Genomic DNA, 19,015 nt, shown 5'->3' with positions numbered 1-19,015 from the left:
TTCAGACCAATACGCTGACCAGGCGAGTGCCATGGGTGAGGTTGTCGGCGACCGGACAACGCTTTTCGATCTGCTCCAGCAGCGCCTGTTTGCCCTCCCGGTCCAGATCGGCATCGATCTCGACCTTGACGCGCAGTTCCTGGAAGCCAGGGCGGACGTCCGGATCGCGGCCGAGCAGGCCGGCGGGGTCGTAGTCCGCTTCGATCTCGAAGCGCATGCCGCGTAGTTCGATCTTCTGCTGATGAGCGATGAACCGGCCGATGGTGCCGAAACAGCCCGCCACTGCAGCCATGATGGCTTCCAGTGGAGTGGGGCCGAGGTCCTGACCAGCCGCGTTCTTCGGCTGATCCATGATCAGGCGGTGGTTGCCGCACTCGACCTCGATTGCCATACCTGCATTCAATTGTCCGCGTGCGCTGATGGTCTTCAGAGCCATGGAAACGTGCCTCGCTCAGTTAGGTGATCAATCAAACGCGGCAGAGTGGCCCGCGTTTCTGTTCCAGGCATGCTAGGGCGCTTTGCCCTGGCCGGCCTTGATGTTTGTCAAATACGGTAGGGGGTATTGGTGCTGTGTCACGGATGAACGGTCGAGCCTGGCGGCGGTCTATTCGCTGCCTGTCCGGAGGACCACGCTTTGCCAAAAAAACGACCCGCCCTGTTGCTCGCTCTCTTTCTTTGTTTGCCGCTGGCTTGTGCTCAAGCGCGAGATTACCGCTACAGCGACGCACATCTGCATTACGTGGATTTCTTCCAGGAGACCGACGGCATGCAAAAGCTGCTCAAGGCGATGGACGCCGGCGGCATCGATCACGTCATGATCAGCGGTATTCCGGTAGCGAAGAAGTGGCACGAGAACGAGCCCAAGCGTCCGCGTTACTACGCTGGGGACGATGCGCCGGTGTACTGGTACAGCGCGACCGACGTGCTGGTCGCCGCAGCGCTGGAAGATCTGGATGAGGAGCAGCGCAAGCGCTTCCATCCGTTTCTTTCCGGTTTCAACCCTAACGACAAAAACGCCGACGCGCATATCCGCCGCATGCTGGAGCTGAACCCGGGCCTCTGGCAGGGTCTGGGGGAGGTATTCACCCGACACGATGACGTGACCGCGTTGACCGAGGGCGACACCCCGCGGGCCAACAACGAGGCGCTGACGAGGGTCTACCATCTGGCGGCCGAGTTCGATCTGCCGGTGATGCTGCATTCCAACATCACCTCCAAGCGAGAGCGCAATCCGCTCTACCTGGTCGAGCTGGAGGAGCCGCTGCGCAATCATCCGCATACGCGCTTTATCTGGGCTCATGCTGGCACCAGCATGGAGCTTCATCGGCATCAGGAGAAGTTGGAGTTTCTGTACGATACGGTTAGCCGACTGCTCGGCGACTATTCCAATCTTTACATCGACCTATCCTGGACGATGCTGCGTCCTTACCTGCTGGACGAGCAGGGCAATCCGGACCCCAAATGGGTGGCGCTGGTCGAGCAATATCCGGATCGCTTCGTGATCGGTTCGGACGTAGTAGGACGTTTCGACAGCTTGGCCTCGGGTATGCAGGCATTCGAGCCGTTCCTCGATGCACTCCCTGAATCGGTGGCGCAGGGCGTCGCTCGAGACAACTTCCTTGCGCTGTTGCCACGCAAGCGGCAGCAGCAACTGCGCTGATCGTCACGCTGCTGTCATCGTTGCGTCATAACCTGCCGGCTCCGTAATCCATCAAGGAGCAGGTACATGTCGTTAGTCCGTTTGGCGTTGGCCGTGGCCGTGCTGGGAATAAGTGCGCCGCTTGCGCAAGCCGACGTGCAGGTGGTGGGACCAGTGGAATATGGTCTGTTCGAAACAACGAAAGAGGATTTCCAGCCCGGGGAGCGCGTTTTGACACGACGCGATCAGTCGATCCGCCAGACCACCGAGATTCCCGCGAAACTCGGCAGCAAATTCGGCCTGCGTTATCGCCTGGTGGGCAAGCAGGCTGCTGATACGCCGTTGACGTTGCTCTACCTGACGCCAGGCGTGCAGACGCCCGACGGCAAACGGCACGACAAGTTCGAAGTGGTCCAGGCGCTGGTCCCTGACGTGGAGCAGGATGTCATGGCATTCGAATTCACCGAGCCCCACGAAGTAGTGCCTGGCGAGTGGCGGATGATGGTGTTCCAGGGAGATCGCAAGCTGGCCGAGCAACGCTTCACGGTACGCGAGCAGTAGTGGCTAATCGCAGTCGGACCGTTAGTCGATCAGAACCCTCGGGGCGGTCCATCGGCGGCAGGATTCAGGTGAGCGGTTTTGCCTTTCGATGATGCAGCATGCCACGCGCTCGGTGTTGCTTCATTTCATGGAGAAGGTACATGTCCATCCGCTCGCTCACTATTGGTAAGCGCCCAACACTGGGTTTCGGCTTGATTGGTCTGCTCGTTCTTTTCCTCGGCCTGTTCGCACTGAACCAGATGGCCAACATGCGCGAAGCAGCAGGGCGAATCAGACCAGCGCGGCAAGCTGGGAGCTGACGCGGTTGGCAACAGGGCTGAACGAAGTGGTGCAGAAGTTCCAGATTTGATTTGCGCTAAAGGAGAAGGATTCGTATCTCCAAAACATATTTATCTGGAAGGGTCAAGTTACCAGTGACCTCATCCGATATACGGTGATTACAGTAGTCGTATGAGGTCGCGTTATGTTCAGACAGATGAATATTGCCCTAAGGGCTGGCTTGGGGTTCGGCATCGTGGCGTTGCTGGTCTTTGCGCTCGGCGTTTTCGCGCTGACGCGCATCTCGGCAATGGAGGATGAGGCGGAGGAAATCGGGCAGCATCTGTTACCGACGATTCAGTTGTTGGGTCAAGCAAACCAGGAGTTCCTACGTATCCGTGCCGGAACCTTGCGGCTGCTTATTGGTGACCAGCAAGAGCAGCGCAGCGGTGTAGACGGCTTGGAGACGCTCCGCAGAACGCTAGCGCAAGAGCGCCAGGATTTGGATCGCCTGGTTCAGGACGCCCAGGGCAAAGCGCTGCTGGCGACATTCGATCAATCCCTGGCCCGCTACGAGTCCTTTCAGCGGCAGATGATAGATCTCGCGTTGCAGGGACGTACGGATGAGGCGATCGCGATCACACGAGGCGAGCTCAACGAGCATGCGCGCGTCACTTCGGAGACCTTGCGCGACCTTATCGACATCAAGCGTAAAGCCGCCGATGCGGCTAGCGCCAACTCTATGGCAGTCGCGGCTAGCGCTTTCCAGGGTGTAGTGGTCGCCATGGTGCTGGCGGTCTTCGCGACCATCATCCTGGCACTGTTGCTGACCCGCAGTATCGTTCAACCGCTGGCCGAGGCCGTCGGCGTCGCCGAAGTCATCGCGGGCGGCGATCTGACCCGTAGCATTCAGGTGGTCGGCAACGACGAGCCGGCACGCCTCTTGGTTGCGCTTCAGGCCATGCAGCGAAGTCTTCGCGATACCATCCAGGGTATTTCCCACTCATCCAACCAGTTGGCCTCGGCGGCGGAAGAGCTCAACGTCGTGACCGAAGACTCTACCCGTGGCTTGCATCAGCAAAACCACGAGATCGAGCAGGCCGCCACCGCCGTCAACGAAATGACCACCGCGGTGGATGAGGTAGCGCGCAATGCCGTCGCGACCTCCGAAGCCTCGCGCGAGTCCGACGAGACTGCGCAGCATGGCCGCCAGCAGGTCATCCGCACGGTCGAGTCGATCGACCTGCTGGCGGGCGACGTAACCCAGACGGCCACCGAGGTCGAGCGGTTGGCAGGCCAGGTGCGCGATATCAGCAAGGTGCTGGATGTGATTCGCTCCATCGCGGAGCAGACCAACCTGCTGGCCCTCAACGCGGCTATCGAAGCGGCGCGCGCCGGTGATGCTGGACGGGGGTTCGCCGTGGTTGCCGATGAGGTGAGGGCGCTCGCGCACCGCACACAGCAGTCGACTGCGGAAATCGAGCAGATGATCGGCGATGTACATCAGGGCACCGACAAGGCGGTGCATGCCATGCAGGCGAGCAATGAGCGCGCCAGGACCACGCTGGAGCTGGCGCGGGCAGCCGGTGAGGCGCTCGATGGCATCGCCAGCGCGATCAGCCAGATCAGCGAGCGCAACCTAGTGATCGCCAGTGCGTCGGAGGAGCAGGCTCAGGTCGCCCGTGAGGTTGATCGCAATCTGGTCAACATTCGCGATCTGTCGCTGCAATCTTCAGCGGGTGCGAACCAGACCAGTGCAGCCAGTCAGGAGCTGGCACGCCTGGCGATCGACCTGAACAATCTCGTGGCACGCTTCCAGGTCTGATCCCGAGGGCGCTCGCCAGGGCGCCCTTTGTTCTTCAAGCGCTTCGAGCCGACTACTTCGTCCACCCGTGACAGCTCAATGCTGGGCATGGGCGGTCCAGCGGCGTACCATCCCGCGTTTTTCCATGGCAGGAACGGTCCGTTCGGGGCCGCTCTTTCCCAGCTGCGAGATGCGCCTATGTCCGATATGCCTCGAATCGTCCGCTTCATCAGTCGCACCAGTCTGGTACTCCAGATCGTCATCGGACTGGTCGTCGGAGCGTTACTGGCGCTCTTCCTGCCGGCTGCCGCCAAATCGGCCGCGCTGCTGGGCGACCTGTTCGTTCAGGCGCTCAAGGCCGTAGCGCCGGTTCTGGTATTCGTGTTGGTGACTTCGTCACTGGCCAACCACAAGCGCGGCCAGCCCACCCACATACGGCCCATCATCATGCTCTACGCGCTGGGTACGCTGAGCGCGGCGGCGGTTGCGGTGCTGGCGAGCTTCCTGTTTCCGACCTCGCTGACGCTGGTAAGCGAAGCAACTGACGTGACACCGCCGTCCGGGGTGGGAGCGGTCCTCAACACGCTGCTGTTCAATATCGTCGACAACCCGGTGCGTGCGCTGCTCAATGGCAACTTTATCGGCATCCTGGCGTGGGCAATCGGTCTCGGCTTCGCCTTTCGCCATGCACAGGACAGCACGCGGCGGCTGATTGGCGACCTGTCCGATGGCGTCACGCTGATCGTCAAGGTGGTGATCCGCTTCGCGCCGCTCGGTGTGTTCGGCCTGGTCGCCGGTACGCTGGCCGATTCGGGCTTCGATGTGCTGCTGGGCTATGTCCGGCTGCTGCTCGTGCTGGTGGGCGCCATGCTGTTCATGGCGCTGGTGATGAACCCGCTGATCGTGTTCTGGCAGATTCGCCGCAATCCCTATCCGCTGGTACTCACCTGCCTTCGTGAGAGTGGCATCACGGCCTTCTTCACGCGCAGTTCGGCTGCCAATATCCCGGTGAACATGCAGTTGTGCCAGCGTCTCGGGCTGCACAAGGACACCTACTCGGTGTCCATCCCGCTGGGTGCGACCATCAACATGGGTGGGGCGGCGATCACCATCACGGTGCTTACGCTGGCTGCGGTCAATACTCTCGGCATTCAGGTGGATATCGCCACGGCGGTGCTGCTGAGTCTGTTGGCGGCGGTCTGCGCCTGCGGGGCCTCGGGTGTCGCCGGCGGCTCGCTGCTGCTCATTCCGCTGGCCTGCAGCCTGTTCGGGATCTCCAATGACCTGGCGATGCAGGTCGTGGCGGTCGGCTTCATCATCGGCGTGGTGCAGGACTCGGCAGAAACCGCGCTGAACTCGTCGACTGACGTGCTGTTCACTGCGGCCTCCTGTATCGCCCATGGCGATATCGACGAGGGTGCCGAGCGGCGCGTCTGAATCAACTGATCGCGGAAACAAGAACGGCGCCCTAGGGCGCCGTTCTCATGTGTCGCTTGCTGCTGGCTCAGGCCTTGTAGCGGCGCAGTACCAGCGTGGCATTGGTGCCGCCGAAGCCGAAGCTGTTGCTCATGATCGTGTCGATCTGAGCGTTCTCGCGGGTTTCGCGAAGGATCGGCATGTCGGCGACTTCCGGGTCCAGCTCGTCGATGTTGGCCGAGCCGGCGATGAAGTTGCCTTCCATCATCAGCATCGAGTAGATCGCTTCGTGAACGCCGGCGGCGCCTAGCGAGTGACCGGACAGGCTCTTGGTCGAGCTGATGGTCGGGACCTTGTCGCCGAACATGTTGCGCACGGCCTTGATCTCGGCCACGTCGCCCACCGGGGTGGAGGTGCCGTGGGTGTTGAGGTAGTCGATCGAGCCCTCGACGGTGGACATCGCCTGCTGCATGCAGCGCAGGGCGCCTTCACCGCTCGGTGCGACCATGTCGTAGCCGTCGGAAGTGGCGCCGTAGCCGACGATCTCGGCGTAAATCTTGGCGCCGCGCTTGAGGGCATGCTCCAGCTCTTCGACCACCACCATGCCGCCGCCGCCGGCGATGACGAAACCGTCACGCTTGGCGTCGTAGGCGCGCGAGGCCTTTTCCGGGGTTTCGTTGTACTGGCTGGACAGGGCGCCCATGGCGTCGAACAGGCAGCTCTGGCTCCAGTGCTCCTCTTCACCGCCACCGGCGAAGACGACGTCCTGCTTGCCCATCTGGATCTGCTCCATGGCATGGCCGATGCAATGCGCGCTGGTGGCGCAGGCCGAAGCGATGGAGTAGTTGATGCCTTTGATGCGGAACGGGGTGGCGAGACAGGCCGAGACGGTGCTGCTCATGGTGCGCGGCACGCGGTATGGGCCGATGCGCTTGACGCCCTTGTCGCGCAGGATGTCGATGGCTTCCATCTGGTTGATGGTGGAGGCGCCACCCGAGCCGGCCACCAGACCGATGCGCGGATTGGAAATGTCATCCAGGCTGAAGCCGGCGTCCTTCACGGCCTGCTCCATCGCCAGGTAGGCGTAGGCGGCAGCGTCCCCCATGAAGCGCAGGACCTTGCGGTCGATCAGCTCTTCGAGGTTCAGGTTGACGGAGCCGGAAACCTGACTGCGCAGCCCCATGTCCGCGTAGGACTGGTTGAAGCGAATGCCGGGGCGGCCGGCGCGCAGGTTGCCGGAGACGGTCTCTTTGTCATTGCCCAGGCAGGAAACGATACCCAGGCCAGTGATCACGACGCGACGCATGCGGATGTCCTTCAAAAGCTGTCGGTAGAGGTGAACAGGCCGACGCGCAAGCCTTCGGCACTGTAGATCTCGCGGCCATCAACGCTAACGGTGCCGTCGGCGATACCGAGAATCAGCGAGCGGTTGATGGTGCGCTTGATGTGGATGTTGTAGGTGACCTTCTTCGCGGTCGGCAGCACCTGACCGAAGAACTTCACTTCGCCCGAGCCGAGGGCGCGGCCGCGGCCAGGGTTGCCCTGCCAGCCGAGGTAGAAGCCGACCAGCTGCCACATGGCATCGAGGCCCAGGCAGCCGGGCATGACCGGATCGCCTTCGAAGTGGCAGGCGAAGAACCAGAGATCAGGGTTGATATCCAGTTCGGCGACCAGCTCGCCCTTGCCATACTTGCCGCCCACTTCGCTGATGTGAACGATACGGTCGACCATCAGCATGTTCGGCGCAGGCAGTTGCGCATTACCGGGACCGAAGAGTTCGCCGCGGCTGCAACGAAGCAGGTCTTCCCGAGTAAAGGCGTGTTGTTTGGTCATGCGTATTCCTCAATGGGCCCCGTACAGAGGGCTTTGCTGCTTACATACCGGGCCCAGAATTCGAAGGCCTGATCATCAAGACTAGTCATAGACTGCCGTGTTGTGGCTAAAGTCACAGCCTGGCAACAGCGACGCCATTCATGCCATATCTGTGGCCGAAGGGCGCAAAGACAGAATTGGGCGGCTACTTTAACACTCCTGAGCTGCTAACGAGGACCTTGCGACAGCGTGTCCTCTATAGACAATCGTTGCAGTGACGGTTGCCTATTGCTTGAAAACACGTATTTCAGCGGTGCAGACGCGGCGCTAAGTCGATGATTTGTCGGGGTTTGGCTTTGCGCTGGTGACCGCCAGCATGAAACGTATAATGCCCGTCACTGCCATCGCGAATGGCTCATAACGGAAACCACATGACACAACAGCAATCCATCGCGGTACTCGGCGGCGGCAGTTTCGGTACCGCGATCGCCAACCTGCTGGCCGAGAACGGGCATCACGTCCTGCTCTGGATGCGCGATGCACAGCAGGCCGAGTGCATACGTACGCAGCGGCAGAACCCGCGATATCTGAAGGGCGTCGAGGTTCTGCCGCAGGTGGAGCCGACCACGGATCTGGCGTCGACTCTCGAGGCTTGCGAGCTGGTTTTCGTCGCGCTGCCCTCCAGCGCCCTGCGCCAGGCGTTGCAGCCGTTCGCCGCGCAGCTGGGCGGCAAGATGCTGATCAGCACCACCAAGGGCATCGAGGCGGACGGTTTTACGCTGATGAGCCAGATTCTCGAGCAGATTGCGCCGCAGGCTCGTATCGGCGTGCTGTCTGGACCGAACTTGGCTCGTGAAGTGGCCGAACACGCGCTGACCGCTACCGTCGTGGCGAGTCAGGACGAGGCGTTGTGCCGCAGCGTACAGCAGGTCCTGCATGGTCGTACCTTCCGCGTCTACGCCAGTTCCGATCGCTTCGGTGTCGAGTTGGGCGGGGCGCTGAAGAACGTCTACGCGATCATGGCCGGCATGGCAGCCGCGCTGGGCATGGGCGAGAACACGCGCAGCATGCTGATCACCCGGGCCCTGGCGGAAATGACACGCTTCGCGGTGAAGCTGGGGGCGAACCCCATGACCTTTCTCGGCCTGGCCGGTGTCGGCGACCTGATCGTCACCTGTACTTCACCCAAGAGCCGCAACTTCCAGGTGGGCTATGCCCTTGGCGAAGGATTAAGTCTCGACGAGGCGGTTTCCCGCCTGGGCGAGGTCGCCGAAGGCGTGAACACCATCAAGGTGCTCAAATGCAAGGCCGAGGAACTGCAGGTCTACATGCCGCTGGTCGCGGGGTTGCACGCCATTCTGTTCGAGGGTCGTACGCTCGATCAGATCATCGCCATGCTGATGCGCGGTGAGCCCAAGACCGACGTGGATTTCATCTCAACCGACGGATTCTGAACCGAGCTCCAGGAGACTCCATGAACCAATCCAATCAGGCGACGGACCGGGAATCCTTGATTCTACGAGCCGTCTGGATGCTGATCTTCTTCTTCGTCTGGCAACTGGCCGAACTGGTGCTGCTGGTCGTGGTGGTCCTGCAGCTGGTGCTGCGTCTGGTCAAGGGGCACCCGGACGCCAGTCTGCAGGCCTTCGGTGACAGCCTCAGTCAGTACGTTGCGCAGATCGGACGCTTCGCTACTTTCAATACCGAGCAAAAGCCCTGGCCGCTGTCCGACTGGCCGGCGCCGAGACCGGCTGACGTCGAGCTGACACCGCCGGCACCTCCCGCCGCGCCGGAGCAGCCGAAGGAGGGGCCGGCACCATGAGGCTGTGGTTGTTGCGTCATGGTCACGCCGAGCCGAACGCGCGCACCGATGCCGAGCGCAATCTGACCGAGGGAGGGCGTCGAGATGTCCGGCGCAGCGCCACCTTTCTGCGAGGCAAACCACTGCAGACGATCCTTGTGAGCCCGTACCGGCGCGCGCAGCAGACTGCGGACGAGGTCTGCGCGGCGCTGGGCTTCAGCGGCCGGCGCGAAACCGTGGACTGGGCCACGCCCGAGTCGGATCTCGAAGAGGCCCTGCGAGCGCTCGATCTGCGCGGCGAGAGCGATCTGCTCCTGGTCACGCACCAGCCCTTCGTCGGCAACCTGGCCGGTTGGCTGGTCAACGGCCACTATGGCGATCCGCTGCCGATGGCGACTGCTTCGCTGGCGGAGCTCGAAGGCGAGGCGATCGCCGGCGGGCTGATGCGACTGGTATCGCTGCACGACGTTGGTTAGGGTTGCTGCTGCTCACCTCGCCGCTCCGTGTGAGGTGAGCCAACGACAATAATCATCAGGAGCACGTCCCTTGAGCATCTGGCACCGTCAGCCCGACCTGGAAGCACTGCATAGCACGCGCAAGAACACCATCAGCGAATTGCTGGATATCCGCTTCGAATCGTTCGACGAGTCATCGATCACGGCAAGCATGCCGGTCGATGCCCGCACCCATCAGCCTTACGGCCTTTTGCATGGTGGTGCTTCGGTCGTCCTGGCCGAGACCCTCGGTTCCATGGCCAGTTATCACTGCATCGATACCAGCAAGTTCTACTGCGTCGGGCTCGAGGTGAACGCCAACCATCTGCGCGGCTTGCGCAGCGGTCGCGTCACAGGTGTGTGCCGACCGGTGCATCTGGGGCGCTCCACTCACGTCTGGGACATCCGCCTGAGTGGTGAGGACGGCAAGCCCAGCTGCATTTCCCGGCTGACCGTCGCAATCGTGCCGCTGGAAAGGAACTGAGTGCGCGGCGGGTCGCCATTGCGGCCTGCTGATTGGCCTGAATGCCCTTCATTCGGCAGGACTATGGCGATTGCTGCCTGCCGGGGCCTGCCGGACAATGGCGATCCAGTCCGTCCGGCAACACTTTCTTCATGACGCAACGCATTTTCTTCGCCCACGCCAACGGCTTTCCTTCGGCGACCTATCGCAAGCTGTTCGAGGCGCTCGCGCCGGAATATCAGGTCACGCACATGGATCGTCACGGTCACGATCCGCGCTTTCCGGTGGATGACAACTGGAACAACCTGCTCGAGGAACTGTTCGAGCAGCTCGAACGTCTGCGCGAGCCGGTCTGGGGCGTGGGCCATTCCTTTGGCGGCATGCTGCACTACCGCGCGGCATTGTTGCGGCCCGACCTCTATCACGGGGTGGTCATGCTCGATTCACCGTTGCCGACTTGGTTCGACCAGACCGTCATCTGGGCCGCCAAGCGCCTGGGTTTCATCGACCGACTGACCCCGGCTGGCCGTACGCTTGGACGTCGCGAGCAGTTTTCCAGCGCCGAGGAAGCGCGTGCCTACTTCGCCGGCAAGGCTTTGTTCAGCAGCTTCGACCCGGAATGTCTGGAAGCCTATATCGAACATGGGCTGGAGCCGACAGGGCAGGGAATGCGCCTGCGCTTCGATCCGCAGACCGAAATCAGCATCTACCGCAGCGTGCCGCATCTCACGCCGGGCTGGCCGCCGGCACTGAAGATTCCACTGGCCATGGTGCGTGGCCGCGAAAGCCGCGTGGTGCTGCCGCATCACGGCTACCTGCTGCGGCTGATGGCGCGTGGCGAAGCGCATACGCTACCCGGTGGGCACATGTTCCCCTTCGAGCGGCCGCAGCAGACCGCCGAGAAATTGCGCGAGCTGCTCGGGCGCTGGGGTGCGCAGCTGGAGCTATCCAAGGGGGCGGCATGAGTGTCCTGTTCGAAGAGGTCCGACTGAGCCTGCCTCACCTCGAGGTGGCGGCCCACCTGTACGGGCCTGAAGACGGTCAGCCAGTGATTGCCTTGCACGGCTGGCTGGACAACGCGGCGACCTTCACCCGGCTTGCGCCGCGCTTGCAGGGGCTGCGCATCGTTGCGCTCGATTTGCCAGGTCACGGCCATTCCGACCATCGTCCGGTCGGGGCCAGTTACAACATCTGGGACTATGCCCACGACGTGCTGCAAGTCGCCGAGCAGTTCGGCTGGAAGCGTTTCTCCCTGCTCGGACATTCCATGGGGGCGATCGTCTCGGTCCTGCTGGCCGGTGCGTTGCCCGAGCGGATCGAGCGACTGGCCTTGATCGATGGCGTGATTCCCTACACCGGCGAAGCGGACGAAGCACCGCAGAAGCTGGGTGCGGCGATCGAGGCGCTGCTGGCGGTCGATGACAAACGCAAGCCGGTTTATGCCACCTTTGATCAGGCCGTTGCTGCGCGTATGAAAGGCGTTGGTGCGGTCAGTCACGAGGCCGCGCAGCTATTGGCTCAGCGCGGGTTGATGCCGGTGCCGGGAGGTTACACCTGGCGCACCGATGCGCGCCTCATGTTGCCTTCGGCGATGCGCCTGACACGCGCCCACGCCCTGGCGTTCGTCGAGCGGGTGGCGTGTCCAGCCAGCCTGGTGCTGGCAGAGGGCGGGTTGATGACCCAGCCAGAGCTGCGCTCGCTGGTCCAGGGGCTACCGTTCGCAGTTCGCGAACTGCCCGGCGGGCATCATCTGCATCTGGACGACGAAGCCGGCGCCGATGCGGTCGCCTCGCTATTCAACACGTTCTTTCAGGCGTAGCCGCTGCACGCCTCTGCAATACTCTCTCGTAAAGCCTCGCTTGACTTGTTTTTGGCAAGTGGTGAGGCTGGCAACGGCGCTGGCTGGCCAGCGCGTTCATGCGGGCTGTGAGCTGATCGGTCCTCGGCCGGCGTCGTTGTTCCAGGCTGGCTATTCATCGATGTCAGTCTCGTGCCCATGTCCATTGAGGAGTGTTATGCGAAGTGCATGGATAGTGGCATTGTTACTGTTCGCTGGTGCAGCGGGGGCCGCCGACACACCCGGCAGTGCCGATCTGGAGGCGCTTTCCCGTTTTGCTCAGGCTCAGATCGTCGATTATCGGCAGGAACAGGTGCAGGAGCGCGTCTATCCGCAGGATTCGATCCGGCGCATCAGCGGCAAACTGCGTATGGCTGCCCAAGTCCCCGTTTCTGGCGAGCTTACGGCCATCACTTACCTGCTGCCGGCTACGCACACCGGTATCGAAGCGTTCACCCAGGCCCGGGGTGAACTGTTGCGCCAGGGTGCTGAGCTGCTTTTCTGGTGCGAAGGGCGCGAATGTGGTTCCAGCAGCCTCTGGGCCAACGCCATCTTCGGCAAATCCATGCTTTACGGGCCAGAGGGCCAGCAGGCCTACCTGTTGGCGCGTTTGCCGGAGGTCGATGGCAGCCTGGTGGCGCTCTACGGTATTACGCGTGGCAATGGCCGACCTTACCTGCATGTGGAGCAGCTTCGGCCGGAACAACCGCTGGGTGAGGTATTACCTACCGCGGCGACCCTGTTGCGGCAATTGCGCAGCACCGGTGAGCTGCAATTGCTTCGTCTTGCCGATGAGCCGACGGCAGAGTGGGGCGGCATCCTGGCCAGCATGTTGCGCCTGGACAGCACCATGCGCATCAGCCTCGCCGGACGCGGTGCGGTAGCCTGGCGCGAGGCGCTGATCGTCGAACGTATTCGCCCTGGACGGCTCGAGGTGGATGATTCCGAGCAGGCCGGCCTGCTCATCAGGCTATTGCGCTGATCGGTCATTGCGGCTGCAATAGCCGACTTTACCGACGCATCCGCAAACGAGAGGACGCGTCGGCTCTAATCTCTAGAGTAACTTCCCATGCTCAACAATGATCGCCTGCTTGTGCAGATCCTGCTGGTCGGCTTGCTGGCGGCCTGCCTCTGGGTGCTGGCTCCATTTGCTTCCGCCTTGTTCTGGGCCGCCGTGCTGGCATTCGCCAGCTGGCCGGTGATGCGCCTGCTGACCCGCTGGCTGAACGGCAACGCCACGCTCGCGGCGGGGCTGCTCACCTTCAGCTGGATGGTGCTGGTGGCCGTGCCACTGGTATGGCTGGGGTTCAACATCGCCGATCAGATTCGTGATGCCAACGCGCTGTTGCATGACCTGCAGGTTGAGGGACTGCCGCCAGCGCCAGACTGGCTCGGTGAGTTGCCGTTGATCGGCGATTCGCTGGTGAGCTTCTGGGACACGGTAGACGAGCAGGGAACTGCGCTGATCGCCAGCATTCGCCCCTACATCGGCCAGGTCGCCAACTGGCTGCTGGTGCGCAGTGCGCGGATAGGCGGCGGCATGCTCGAATTGGCACTGAGCCTGGTGCTGGTGTTCTTCTTCTATCGTGACGGGCCACGGCTGTCGGCCTTCGTGCACAGTCTGCTGCACCGGCTCATCGGTGATCGAGCCGACCATTACCTCGAACTCGTGGCCGGAACGGTGCAGCGAGTGGTCAACGGGGTGATCGGGACGGCCGCGGCACAGGCGATTCTGGCCTACATCGGTTTCCTCATCGCCGGTATTCCGGGCGCGCTGGTGCTGGGTCTACTGACCTTCGCCTGCAGTTTCATCATGGTACCCCCGCTGATCTGGGGGCCGGCAGTCGCCTGGCTGGCCTGGCAGGGCGACTACGGCATGGCGGTGTTCCTCGGCATCTGGGGCATGTTCGTCATCAGCGGCGTGGACAACGTGCTCAAGCCCTATCTCATCAGCCGGGGCGGCAACCTGCCGCTGGTGGTGGTGCTGCTCGGGGTATTCGGCGGCATCCTAGCCTTCGGCTTCATGGGACTGTTCCTCGGTCCGACGCTACTCGCGGTCGCCTACAGTCTGCTCGGCGACTGGCTGATCAAGGAGGTGCCGCAGATGCCGACCCATGAGTCGACACAGCTTCCAGGCGAGTCGCGCGAGTCGGTCGGCCCGTAGCGTCAGGCTGCGCTCACTGCTCCTCTTCGTAACGCACCAGCGCGTCATGAGCGACGATGCGTCCGAGCTCGATCAGCTCGAGCGCCTTGTAGAACTCGTAGAAGCGGCAGGCCCGCTTGGGGATGTTGACCAGCACGTTGGGCGGGTAGCCGGCGATCTTGTACTGCGCCAGGGATGACTGCATGACATCGAAACTCTGGTTGATCAGCTCCAGCAGCGACGCCGGCCCGGTCACGTCGACCACGGTCGCGCCTTCTGCGGATTTCGGAGCGCTGCGGCTGGTCGGCGCCGCGGGAGGCTGATCGCCGCGCAGCAACTCGCCGGTGCGGATGTCGTCGAGCTCGGCCAGGGCGGTCTCCTCCTTGCGCCAGAAGGGCAGGTGCGAACTAATCGAGTTCATGAGCGAATCGAAGCGTCCGGGGCGCTCGATTTCCGGCAGCGGATACTGCTTGTGATTGTTGGCGTTGAGGTTGACCGCGATGATCATGTCGCAGTGCGCCGACACCACCGGGACTATTGGCAACGGATTGAGCAGGCCGCCGTCGACCAACATCCGGTTACCCTGCATCACCGGGGTGAACAGGCTGGGAATGGCGGCGGAGGCGCGCATCGCCAGCTCCAGGCTGCCTTCCTGGAACCAGATTTCCTGCTGATTGGTCAGGTCGGTGGCAACGGCGGTGAAGGGGATCGGCAGGTCCTCGATGCAGACCTTGCCGACCATGTCGCGGATGCGCCCGAAGACCTTTTCGCCGCGGATCGCCCCGAGGCTGAAACTGGGGTCGACCAGGCGCAGCAGATCCAGGTAATCCAGGCTTTCGATCCAGCTCTTGTACTCGTCGAGCTTGCCGGCCGCGTAGATGCCGCCGACCACAGCGCCCATGGAACAGCCGGCGATGCAGGCGATCTCGTAGCCACGTGCTTCCAGCTCCTCGATCACGCCGATGTGCGCATAGCCACGCGCACCGCCGGATCCCAATACCAGTGCAACCTTCTTGCTCATGTGGATCTCCCTGTGGCACTGGCGATAGCTTCATGCCTGGCCGCCGAGGCTGCAAGGGCGAATGCACGGCGGCCTTTGCTACAATCGCTGCCCGTTTGTGCATGTGCCACGAGAGAGCCCGATGAGCGAACCGATCCGCCTCACCCAGTACAGTCACGGCGCCGGCTGCGGCTGCAAGATATCGCCCAAGGTGCTGGACGTGATTCTTGCCGGCAGCGGTGCGCAGAACCTCGATCCGCGTCTGTGGGTCGGTAACGCCTCGCGTGATGATGCGGCGGTGTACGGCATCGACGAGGAGCGCGGTGTGGTATCGACCACCGACTTCTTCATGCCCATCGTCGATGATCCCTTCGACTTCGGCCGCATCGCCGCCACCAATGCCATCAGCGACATCTATGCCATGGGCGGCGACCCGCTGATGGCCATCGCGATCCTCGGTTGGCCGGTCAACGTGCTGCCGCCGGAAGTCGCCCGAGAAGTGATCGCCGGGGGCCGTTCGGTCTGCGACGCCGCCGGCATTCCGCTGGCCGGCGGGCACTCGATCGATGCGCCCGAGCCGATCTTCGGGCTGGCCGTCACGGGCTTGGTGAACAAGCACCAGATGAAGCGTAACGACACCGCTACCGCCGGCTGCAAGCTGTACCTGACCAAGCCGCTGGGCATCGGCATCCTCACCACCGCCGAGAAGAAGGCCAAGCTGCGCGCCGAGGACGTTGGATTGGCCCGCGATTGGATGTGTACGCTGAACACCGCCGGCAGCCGTTTCGGCAAGCTCGACGGCGTACGCGCCATGACCGACGTCACCGGCTTCGGTCTGCTCGGTCATCTGGTGGAGATGGCCGATGGCAGCGGCCTGACCGCCGAGATCGAATACGACCGCGTACCGCGCCTGCCTGGCATCGAATACTACCTGGAGCAGGCCTGCGTGCCCGGTGGCACCCAGCGCAATTTCGACAGCTACGGGGAGCGCATCGCCGCGCTCGACGAACGTTACAAACCACTGCTCTGCGATCCGCAGACCAGTGGTGGTTTGCTGGTTGCCGTGGCGCCGGAGGGCGAGGCGGAGTTCCTCGCGGCCTGTGCCGAGCTCGGCCTGGCGCTGGAGCCGATCGGCCAGCTGGTCGCCGCACGTAGCCACGCGGTCGAGGTACGTTGATGCGCGGCGACACGGAGAATTATCGCGAGCTGTTCCTCAACGACGTCCCCATGATGGATGCCCGTGCGCCGGTGGAGTTCGGCAAGGGTGCCTTTCCCGGTGTGGTCAACCTGCCGCTGATGAATGATGTGGAGCGGCAGAAGGTCGGCACCTGCTACAAGCAGCACGGCCAGAAAGCCGCCATCGAGCTGGGCCATCAGCTGGTCTCCGGCAAGACCAAGGCCGAGCGGCTGCAGGCCTGGGCCGATTTCGCCCGCGCCCACCCGGATGGTTACCTGTACTGCTTCCGAGGTGGTTTGCGTTCGAAGATCGTCCAGCAATGGTTGAAGGACGAGATGGGCATCGACTATCCGCGCGTGGTTGGCGGTTACAAGGCGATGCGTCACTTCCTGCTCGACACCATCGAGCAAGCTGTGGAGCAGTGCGAGTTCGTGCTGGTGGGCGGCATGACCGGGACCGGCAAGACCGAGGTGCTGGCCCAGCTTGGCAACAGCCTGGATCTCGAAGGGTTGGCCAACCACCGTGGCTCCAGCTTCGGCAAGCGCGCCACGCCGCAGCCCTCGCAGATCGATTTCGAGAACGCGCTGGCGATCCGCCTGCTGAAGATGCGCGCGGCAGGGATCGAAAGCTTCGTGCTCGAGGACGAGGCGCGCCTGGTCGGGCGCTGCTCCATCCCGCTGCCGCTGTTCCAGGGCATGCAGCAGTTTCCGTTGATCTGGCTGGAGGACAGTCTGCAAGGCCGGGTCGAGCGCATCCTCAAGGACTACGTGATCGACCTGTGCGCCGAGTTCATCAGCGAACAGGGTGAGAACGGTTTCGCTGCATTCGCTGAGCGTCTTCAGCAAAGTCTGGTCAATATCAACAAGCGGCTCGGCGGCGAGCGTTACCAGCGCCTGGCTCTGCTGATGGATCAGGCCCTGGCGGAGCAGGCGCGCAGCGGTGCGGTCGATCTGCATCGCGCCTGGATCGAAGCGTTGTTGGGCGAATATTACGACCCGATGTACGCCTACCAACGCGAGAGCAAGGCCGAGCGGATCGAGTTCGCCGGCGACCAGCCGTCCGTGGTCGAGTATCTGCGTAACCGTAAGGCGCGCAGCGCGCCGTAACCTGAATGGCACATGAGGGATGATGCGATGAAAACCTGGCTGACTTTGCCTTTGCTGGTTGTGCTGCTGGCCGGCTGTGCCGGCAAGACCGCGTACCGTGACAGCTGTGCCGCGGAGCTGGATGCCGCATGGAAGGAGCAGAGCCTGGCGGAAGCCGAGGGCTTTGCCGGTACCGTGAGCTATTCCAAGGCCATGGCGTTGCTGACCGGCGCCAAGACCCAGCAGCAGTTCGAAGCCTTCCGCGGTTGCACGCAGAAGGCGCAGAAGGCGCGCTTCTATCTGCGCGAATCCCGCGCCGGACGCTGAGCTCCAACATAGGCCGGCCCGCTCGGGCCGGCTATGCTTGCGCAAGCAGGCCCGGCCGTTCCAGACCTGCAACTGGCTGAAGCAGTGGCCACTGCTCTGTTCATGACTCTCCCACCCCCCAGCGTTCCTTCGGCATCGCTTGCCGTAGTGCTGAGCACACAGCTGCACACCTTCCGGCTGCATATCACAAAGTCGTCACCGGGCGTTTCCAGCGCTTTGCCTGGCTGCTTGCGGCAAGTAGCATCGCTGGAAGACGAACCAAGGAGAGTCTATGCGCACCCGATTGGACGCCTGCCTGCAAGCAGTCAATGAAGTGTTGCTCGGCAAGGAGGCGCAGGTCCGGCTGGCCATGGCCTGCCTGCTGGCCCGCGGTCACCTGCTGGTGGAGGACATGCCCGGGATGGGCAAGACCACCCTGAGTCATGCCCTGGCCAAGGTGCTGGGCCTGGAATTCCAGCGCATCCAGTTCACCTCCGACCTGCTGCCTGGCGACATTCTCGGCACCTCGGTGTTCGACAAGGACAGCGGACAGTTCGTGTTCCACCCCGGGCCGATCTTCGCTGAACTGGTGCTCGCCGACGAGATCAATCGCGCCACGCCGAAAAGCCAGAGCGCGCTGCTCGAAGCCATGGAGGAGGGCCAGGTCACCATCGAAGGGGCGACGCGACCCTTGCCCGAGCCGTTCTTCGTCATCGCCACGCAGAACCCGGTGAGCTCTGGCGGCACCTTTGCGTTGCCGGAGTCGCAACTGGACCGCTTTCTTATGCGCGTCTCCCTGGGCTACCCCGCCAAGGCGGCGGAAAAATCGCTGTTGCTGGGTGAATCCCGGCGCGATCTGCTCACCCGACTCGAGCCGTTGCTGCAGCACGACGAACTGCGGGCAATCCAGGATGCGGTCGGCCATGTGCGGGTCAGCGATGCCCTTGTCGATTACGTGCTGCGTCTGGTGGAGGCCACGCGCACTCAGCCGCAGTTCGCCTGGGGGCTGTCGCCGCGCGGCAGCCTGGCGTTGCTGGCGGCCGCCCGCGCTTGGGCATTCCTCGACGGGCGCGACTACGTGATTCCGGAGGATGTGCAGGCGGTGTTGCCCACCGTGGTCGGCCACCGCCTGCGCGAGCGCGCGGATGCCACCGGTCACGGCGGTGGTGCGCTGGTGCAATGGCTGCTGCGCGAGGTGCCGGCGCTGTGAGGCAGCTGT

At 63.0% G+C, this 19,015-nt stretch carries 21 protein-coding genes; 17 read left to right on the top strand and 4 right to left on the bottom strand.

What is annotated here, in order from left to right:
• Nucleotide 1 precedes the first annotated feature (1 nt).
• On the bottom strand, nt 2-436 hold the full coding sequence (locus NAO55_RS16820; protein ID WP_063543339.1) for an OsmC family protein: 435 nt from the start codon (nt 434-436) through the stop codon (nt 2-4).
• A 219-nt stretch (nt 437-655) separates the two neighbouring features.
• On the opposite strand from NAO55_RS16820, the gene NAO55_RS16815 reads away from it, so the two are divergent.
• The 5 genes from NAO55_RS16815 to sstT all read left to right on the top strand — a co-directional run bounded on the left by NAO55_RS16815 (nt 656) and on the right by sstT (nt 5,699).
• Nucleotides 656-1,660 (top strand): amidohydrolase family protein, encoded by a 1,005-nt coding sequence (locus NAO55_RS16815; protein WP_102841447.1) that lies wholly within the window; start codon nt 656-658, stop codon nt 1,658-1,660.
• A 66-nt stretch (nt 1,661-1,726) separates the two neighbouring features.
• Entirely contained in the window at nt 1,727-2,200 is a 474-nt protein-coding gene (locus tag NAO55_RS16810) for a DUF3859 domain-containing protein (RefSeq protein WP_102841274.1), read from the top strand.
• Nucleotides 2,201-2,340: 140 nt separating this feature from the next.
• A complete protein-coding gene (locus tag NAO55_RS16805; protein ID WP_180981660.1) occupies nt 2,341-2,499 on the top strand; it encodes a hypothetical protein in 159 nt (52 codons plus the stop codon).
• Nucleotides 2,500-2,675: 176 nt separating this feature from the next.
• Nucleotides 2,676-4,283, top strand: coding sequence for a methyl-accepting chemotaxis protein (locus tag NAO55_RS16800; RefSeq protein WP_102841446.1), 1,608 nt, complete (start codon nt 2,676-2,678; stop codon nt 4,281-4,283).
• Between the two features lie 177 nt (nt 4,284-4,460).
• Entirely contained in the window at nt 4,461-5,699 is a 1,239-nt protein-coding gene (sstT, locus tag NAO55_RS16795) for a serine/threonine transporter SstT (RefSeq protein WP_102841273.1), read from the top strand.
• 67 nt (nt 5,700-5,766) lie between these two features.
• Here sstT and fabB read toward each other — a convergent pair whose 3' ends face one another.
• Together fabB and fabA are read right to left on the bottom strand one after the other, a co-directional pair.
• Entirely contained in the window at nt 5,767-6,984 is a 1,218-nt protein-coding gene (gene fabB / locus NAO55_RS16790) for a beta-ketoacyl-ACP synthase I (RefSeq protein WP_011913036.1), read from the bottom strand.
• Nucleotides 6,985-6,995: 11 nt separating this feature from the next.
• A complete protein-coding gene (gene fabA, locus NAO55_RS16785) occupies nt 6,996-7,511 on the bottom strand; it encodes a 3-hydroxyacyl-[acyl-carrier-protein] dehydratase FabA (RefSeq protein ID WP_003285418.1) in 516 nt (171 codons plus the stop codon).
• A gap of 410 nt (nt 7,512-7,921) precedes the next feature.
• Here fabA and NAO55_RS16780 point away from each other — a divergent pair, with 410 nt between their 5' ends.
• From NAO55_RS16780 to NAO55_RS16745, 8 genes are all read left to right on the top strand, one after another.
• Complete coding sequence (locus NAO55_RS16780; RefSeq protein ID WP_102841272.1) at nt 7,922-8,944, top strand: NAD(P)H-dependent glycerol-3-phosphate dehydrogenase; 1,023 nt, start codon at nt 7,922-7,924, stop codon at nt 8,942-8,944.
• 20 nt (nt 8,945-8,964) lie between these two features.
• Entirely contained in the window at nt 8,965-9,312 is a 348-nt protein-coding gene (locus NAO55_RS16775; RefSeq protein WP_102841271.1) for a DUF4389 domain-containing protein, read from the top strand.
• A complete protein-coding gene (gene sixA, locus NAO55_RS16770) occupies nt 9,309-9,767 on the top strand; it encodes a phosphohistidine phosphatase SixA (RefSeq protein WP_102841270.1) in 459 nt (152 codons plus the stop codon). Before NAO55_RS16775 ends, sixA begins: the two co-directional genes overlap by 4 nt.
• Nucleotides 9,768-9,837: 70 nt before the next feature.
• Nucleotides 9,838-10,269 carry a hotdog fold thioesterase gene (locus NAO55_RS16765; protein WP_049339648.1) on the top strand — a complete coding sequence of 144 codons (432 nt, stop codon included), beginning with the start codon at nt 9,838-9,840 and terminating at the stop codon, nt 10,267-10,269.
• A 131-nt stretch (nt 10,270-10,400) separates the two neighbouring features.
• A complete protein-coding gene (locus tag NAO55_RS16760) occupies nt 10,401-11,213 on the top strand; it encodes an alpha/beta fold hydrolase (RefSeq protein ID WP_063543681.1) in 813 nt (270 codons plus the stop codon).
• Nucleotides 11,210-12,067 carry an alpha/beta hydrolase gene (locus tag NAO55_RS16755; protein WP_102841269.1) on the top strand — a complete coding sequence of 286 codons (858 nt, stop codon included), beginning with the start codon at nt 11,210-11,212 and terminating at the stop codon, nt 12,065-12,067. The genes NAO55_RS16760 and NAO55_RS16755 overlap by 4 nt, the downstream gene beginning before the upstream one ends.
• 196 nt (nt 12,068-12,263) lie before the next feature.
• Complete coding sequence (locus NAO55_RS16750; protein WP_102841268.1) at nt 12,264-13,067, top strand: DUF4892 domain-containing protein; 804 nt, start codon at nt 12,264-12,266, stop codon at nt 13,065-13,067.
• 87 nt (nt 13,068-13,154) lie between these two features.
• On the top strand, nt 13,155-14,249 hold the full coding sequence (locus tag NAO55_RS16745; RefSeq protein WP_102841267.1) for an AI-2E family transporter: 1,095 nt from the start codon (nt 13,155-13,157) through the stop codon (nt 14,247-14,249).
• 13 nt (nt 14,250-14,262) lie between these two features.
• Here the strand turns inward: NAO55_RS16745 and NAO55_RS16740 are convergent, their stop codons facing one another.
• Nucleotides 14,263-15,249, bottom strand: coding sequence for a patatin-like phospholipase family protein (locus tag NAO55_RS16740; RefSeq protein WP_102841266.1), 987 nt, complete (start codon nt 15,247-15,249; stop codon nt 14,263-14,265).
• Nucleotides 15,250-15,370: 121 nt separating this feature from the next.
• On the opposite strand from NAO55_RS16740, the gene selD reads away from it, so the two are divergent.
• The 4 genes from selD to NAO55_RS16720 all read left to right on the top strand — a co-directional run bounded on the left by selD (nt 15,371) and on the right by NAO55_RS16720 (nt 19,006).
• Complete coding sequence (selD, locus tag NAO55_RS16735; protein WP_102841265.1) at nt 15,371-16,405, top strand: selenide, water dikinase SelD; 1,035 nt, start codon at nt 15,371-15,373, stop codon at nt 16,403-16,405.
• Nucleotides 16,405-17,511: a tRNA 2-selenouridine(34) synthase MnmH gene (gene mnmH / locus NAO55_RS16730; RefSeq protein ID WP_102841264.1), complete on the top strand. Its 1,107-nt coding sequence runs from the start codon at nt 16,405-16,407 to the stop codon at nt 17,509-17,511. Before selD ends, mnmH begins: the two co-directional genes overlap by 1 nt.
• Before the next feature lie 27 nt (nt 17,512-17,538).
• Complete coding sequence (locus NAO55_RS16725; RefSeq protein WP_011913049.1) at nt 17,539-17,817, top strand: hypothetical protein; 279 nt, start codon at nt 17,539-17,541, stop codon at nt 17,815-17,817.
• Nucleotides 17,818-18,088: 271 nt separating this feature from the next.
• Nucleotides 18,089-19,006: an AAA family ATPase gene (locus NAO55_RS16720; RefSeq protein WP_102841263.1), complete on the top strand. Its 918-nt coding sequence runs from the start codon at nt 18,089-18,091 to the stop codon at nt 19,004-19,006.
• The last annotated feature ends 9 nt before the right edge of the window (nt 19,007-19,015 follow it).

Origin of the sequence: Stutzerimonas frequens, from assembly GCF_024448335.1 — a bacterium.
Lineage (GTDB): Bacteria > Pseudomonadota > Gammaproteobacteria > Pseudomonadales > Pseudomonadaceae > Stutzerimonas > Stutzerimonas frequens.
This window is presented reverse-complemented; position numbering and strand designations above follow the sequence as displayed.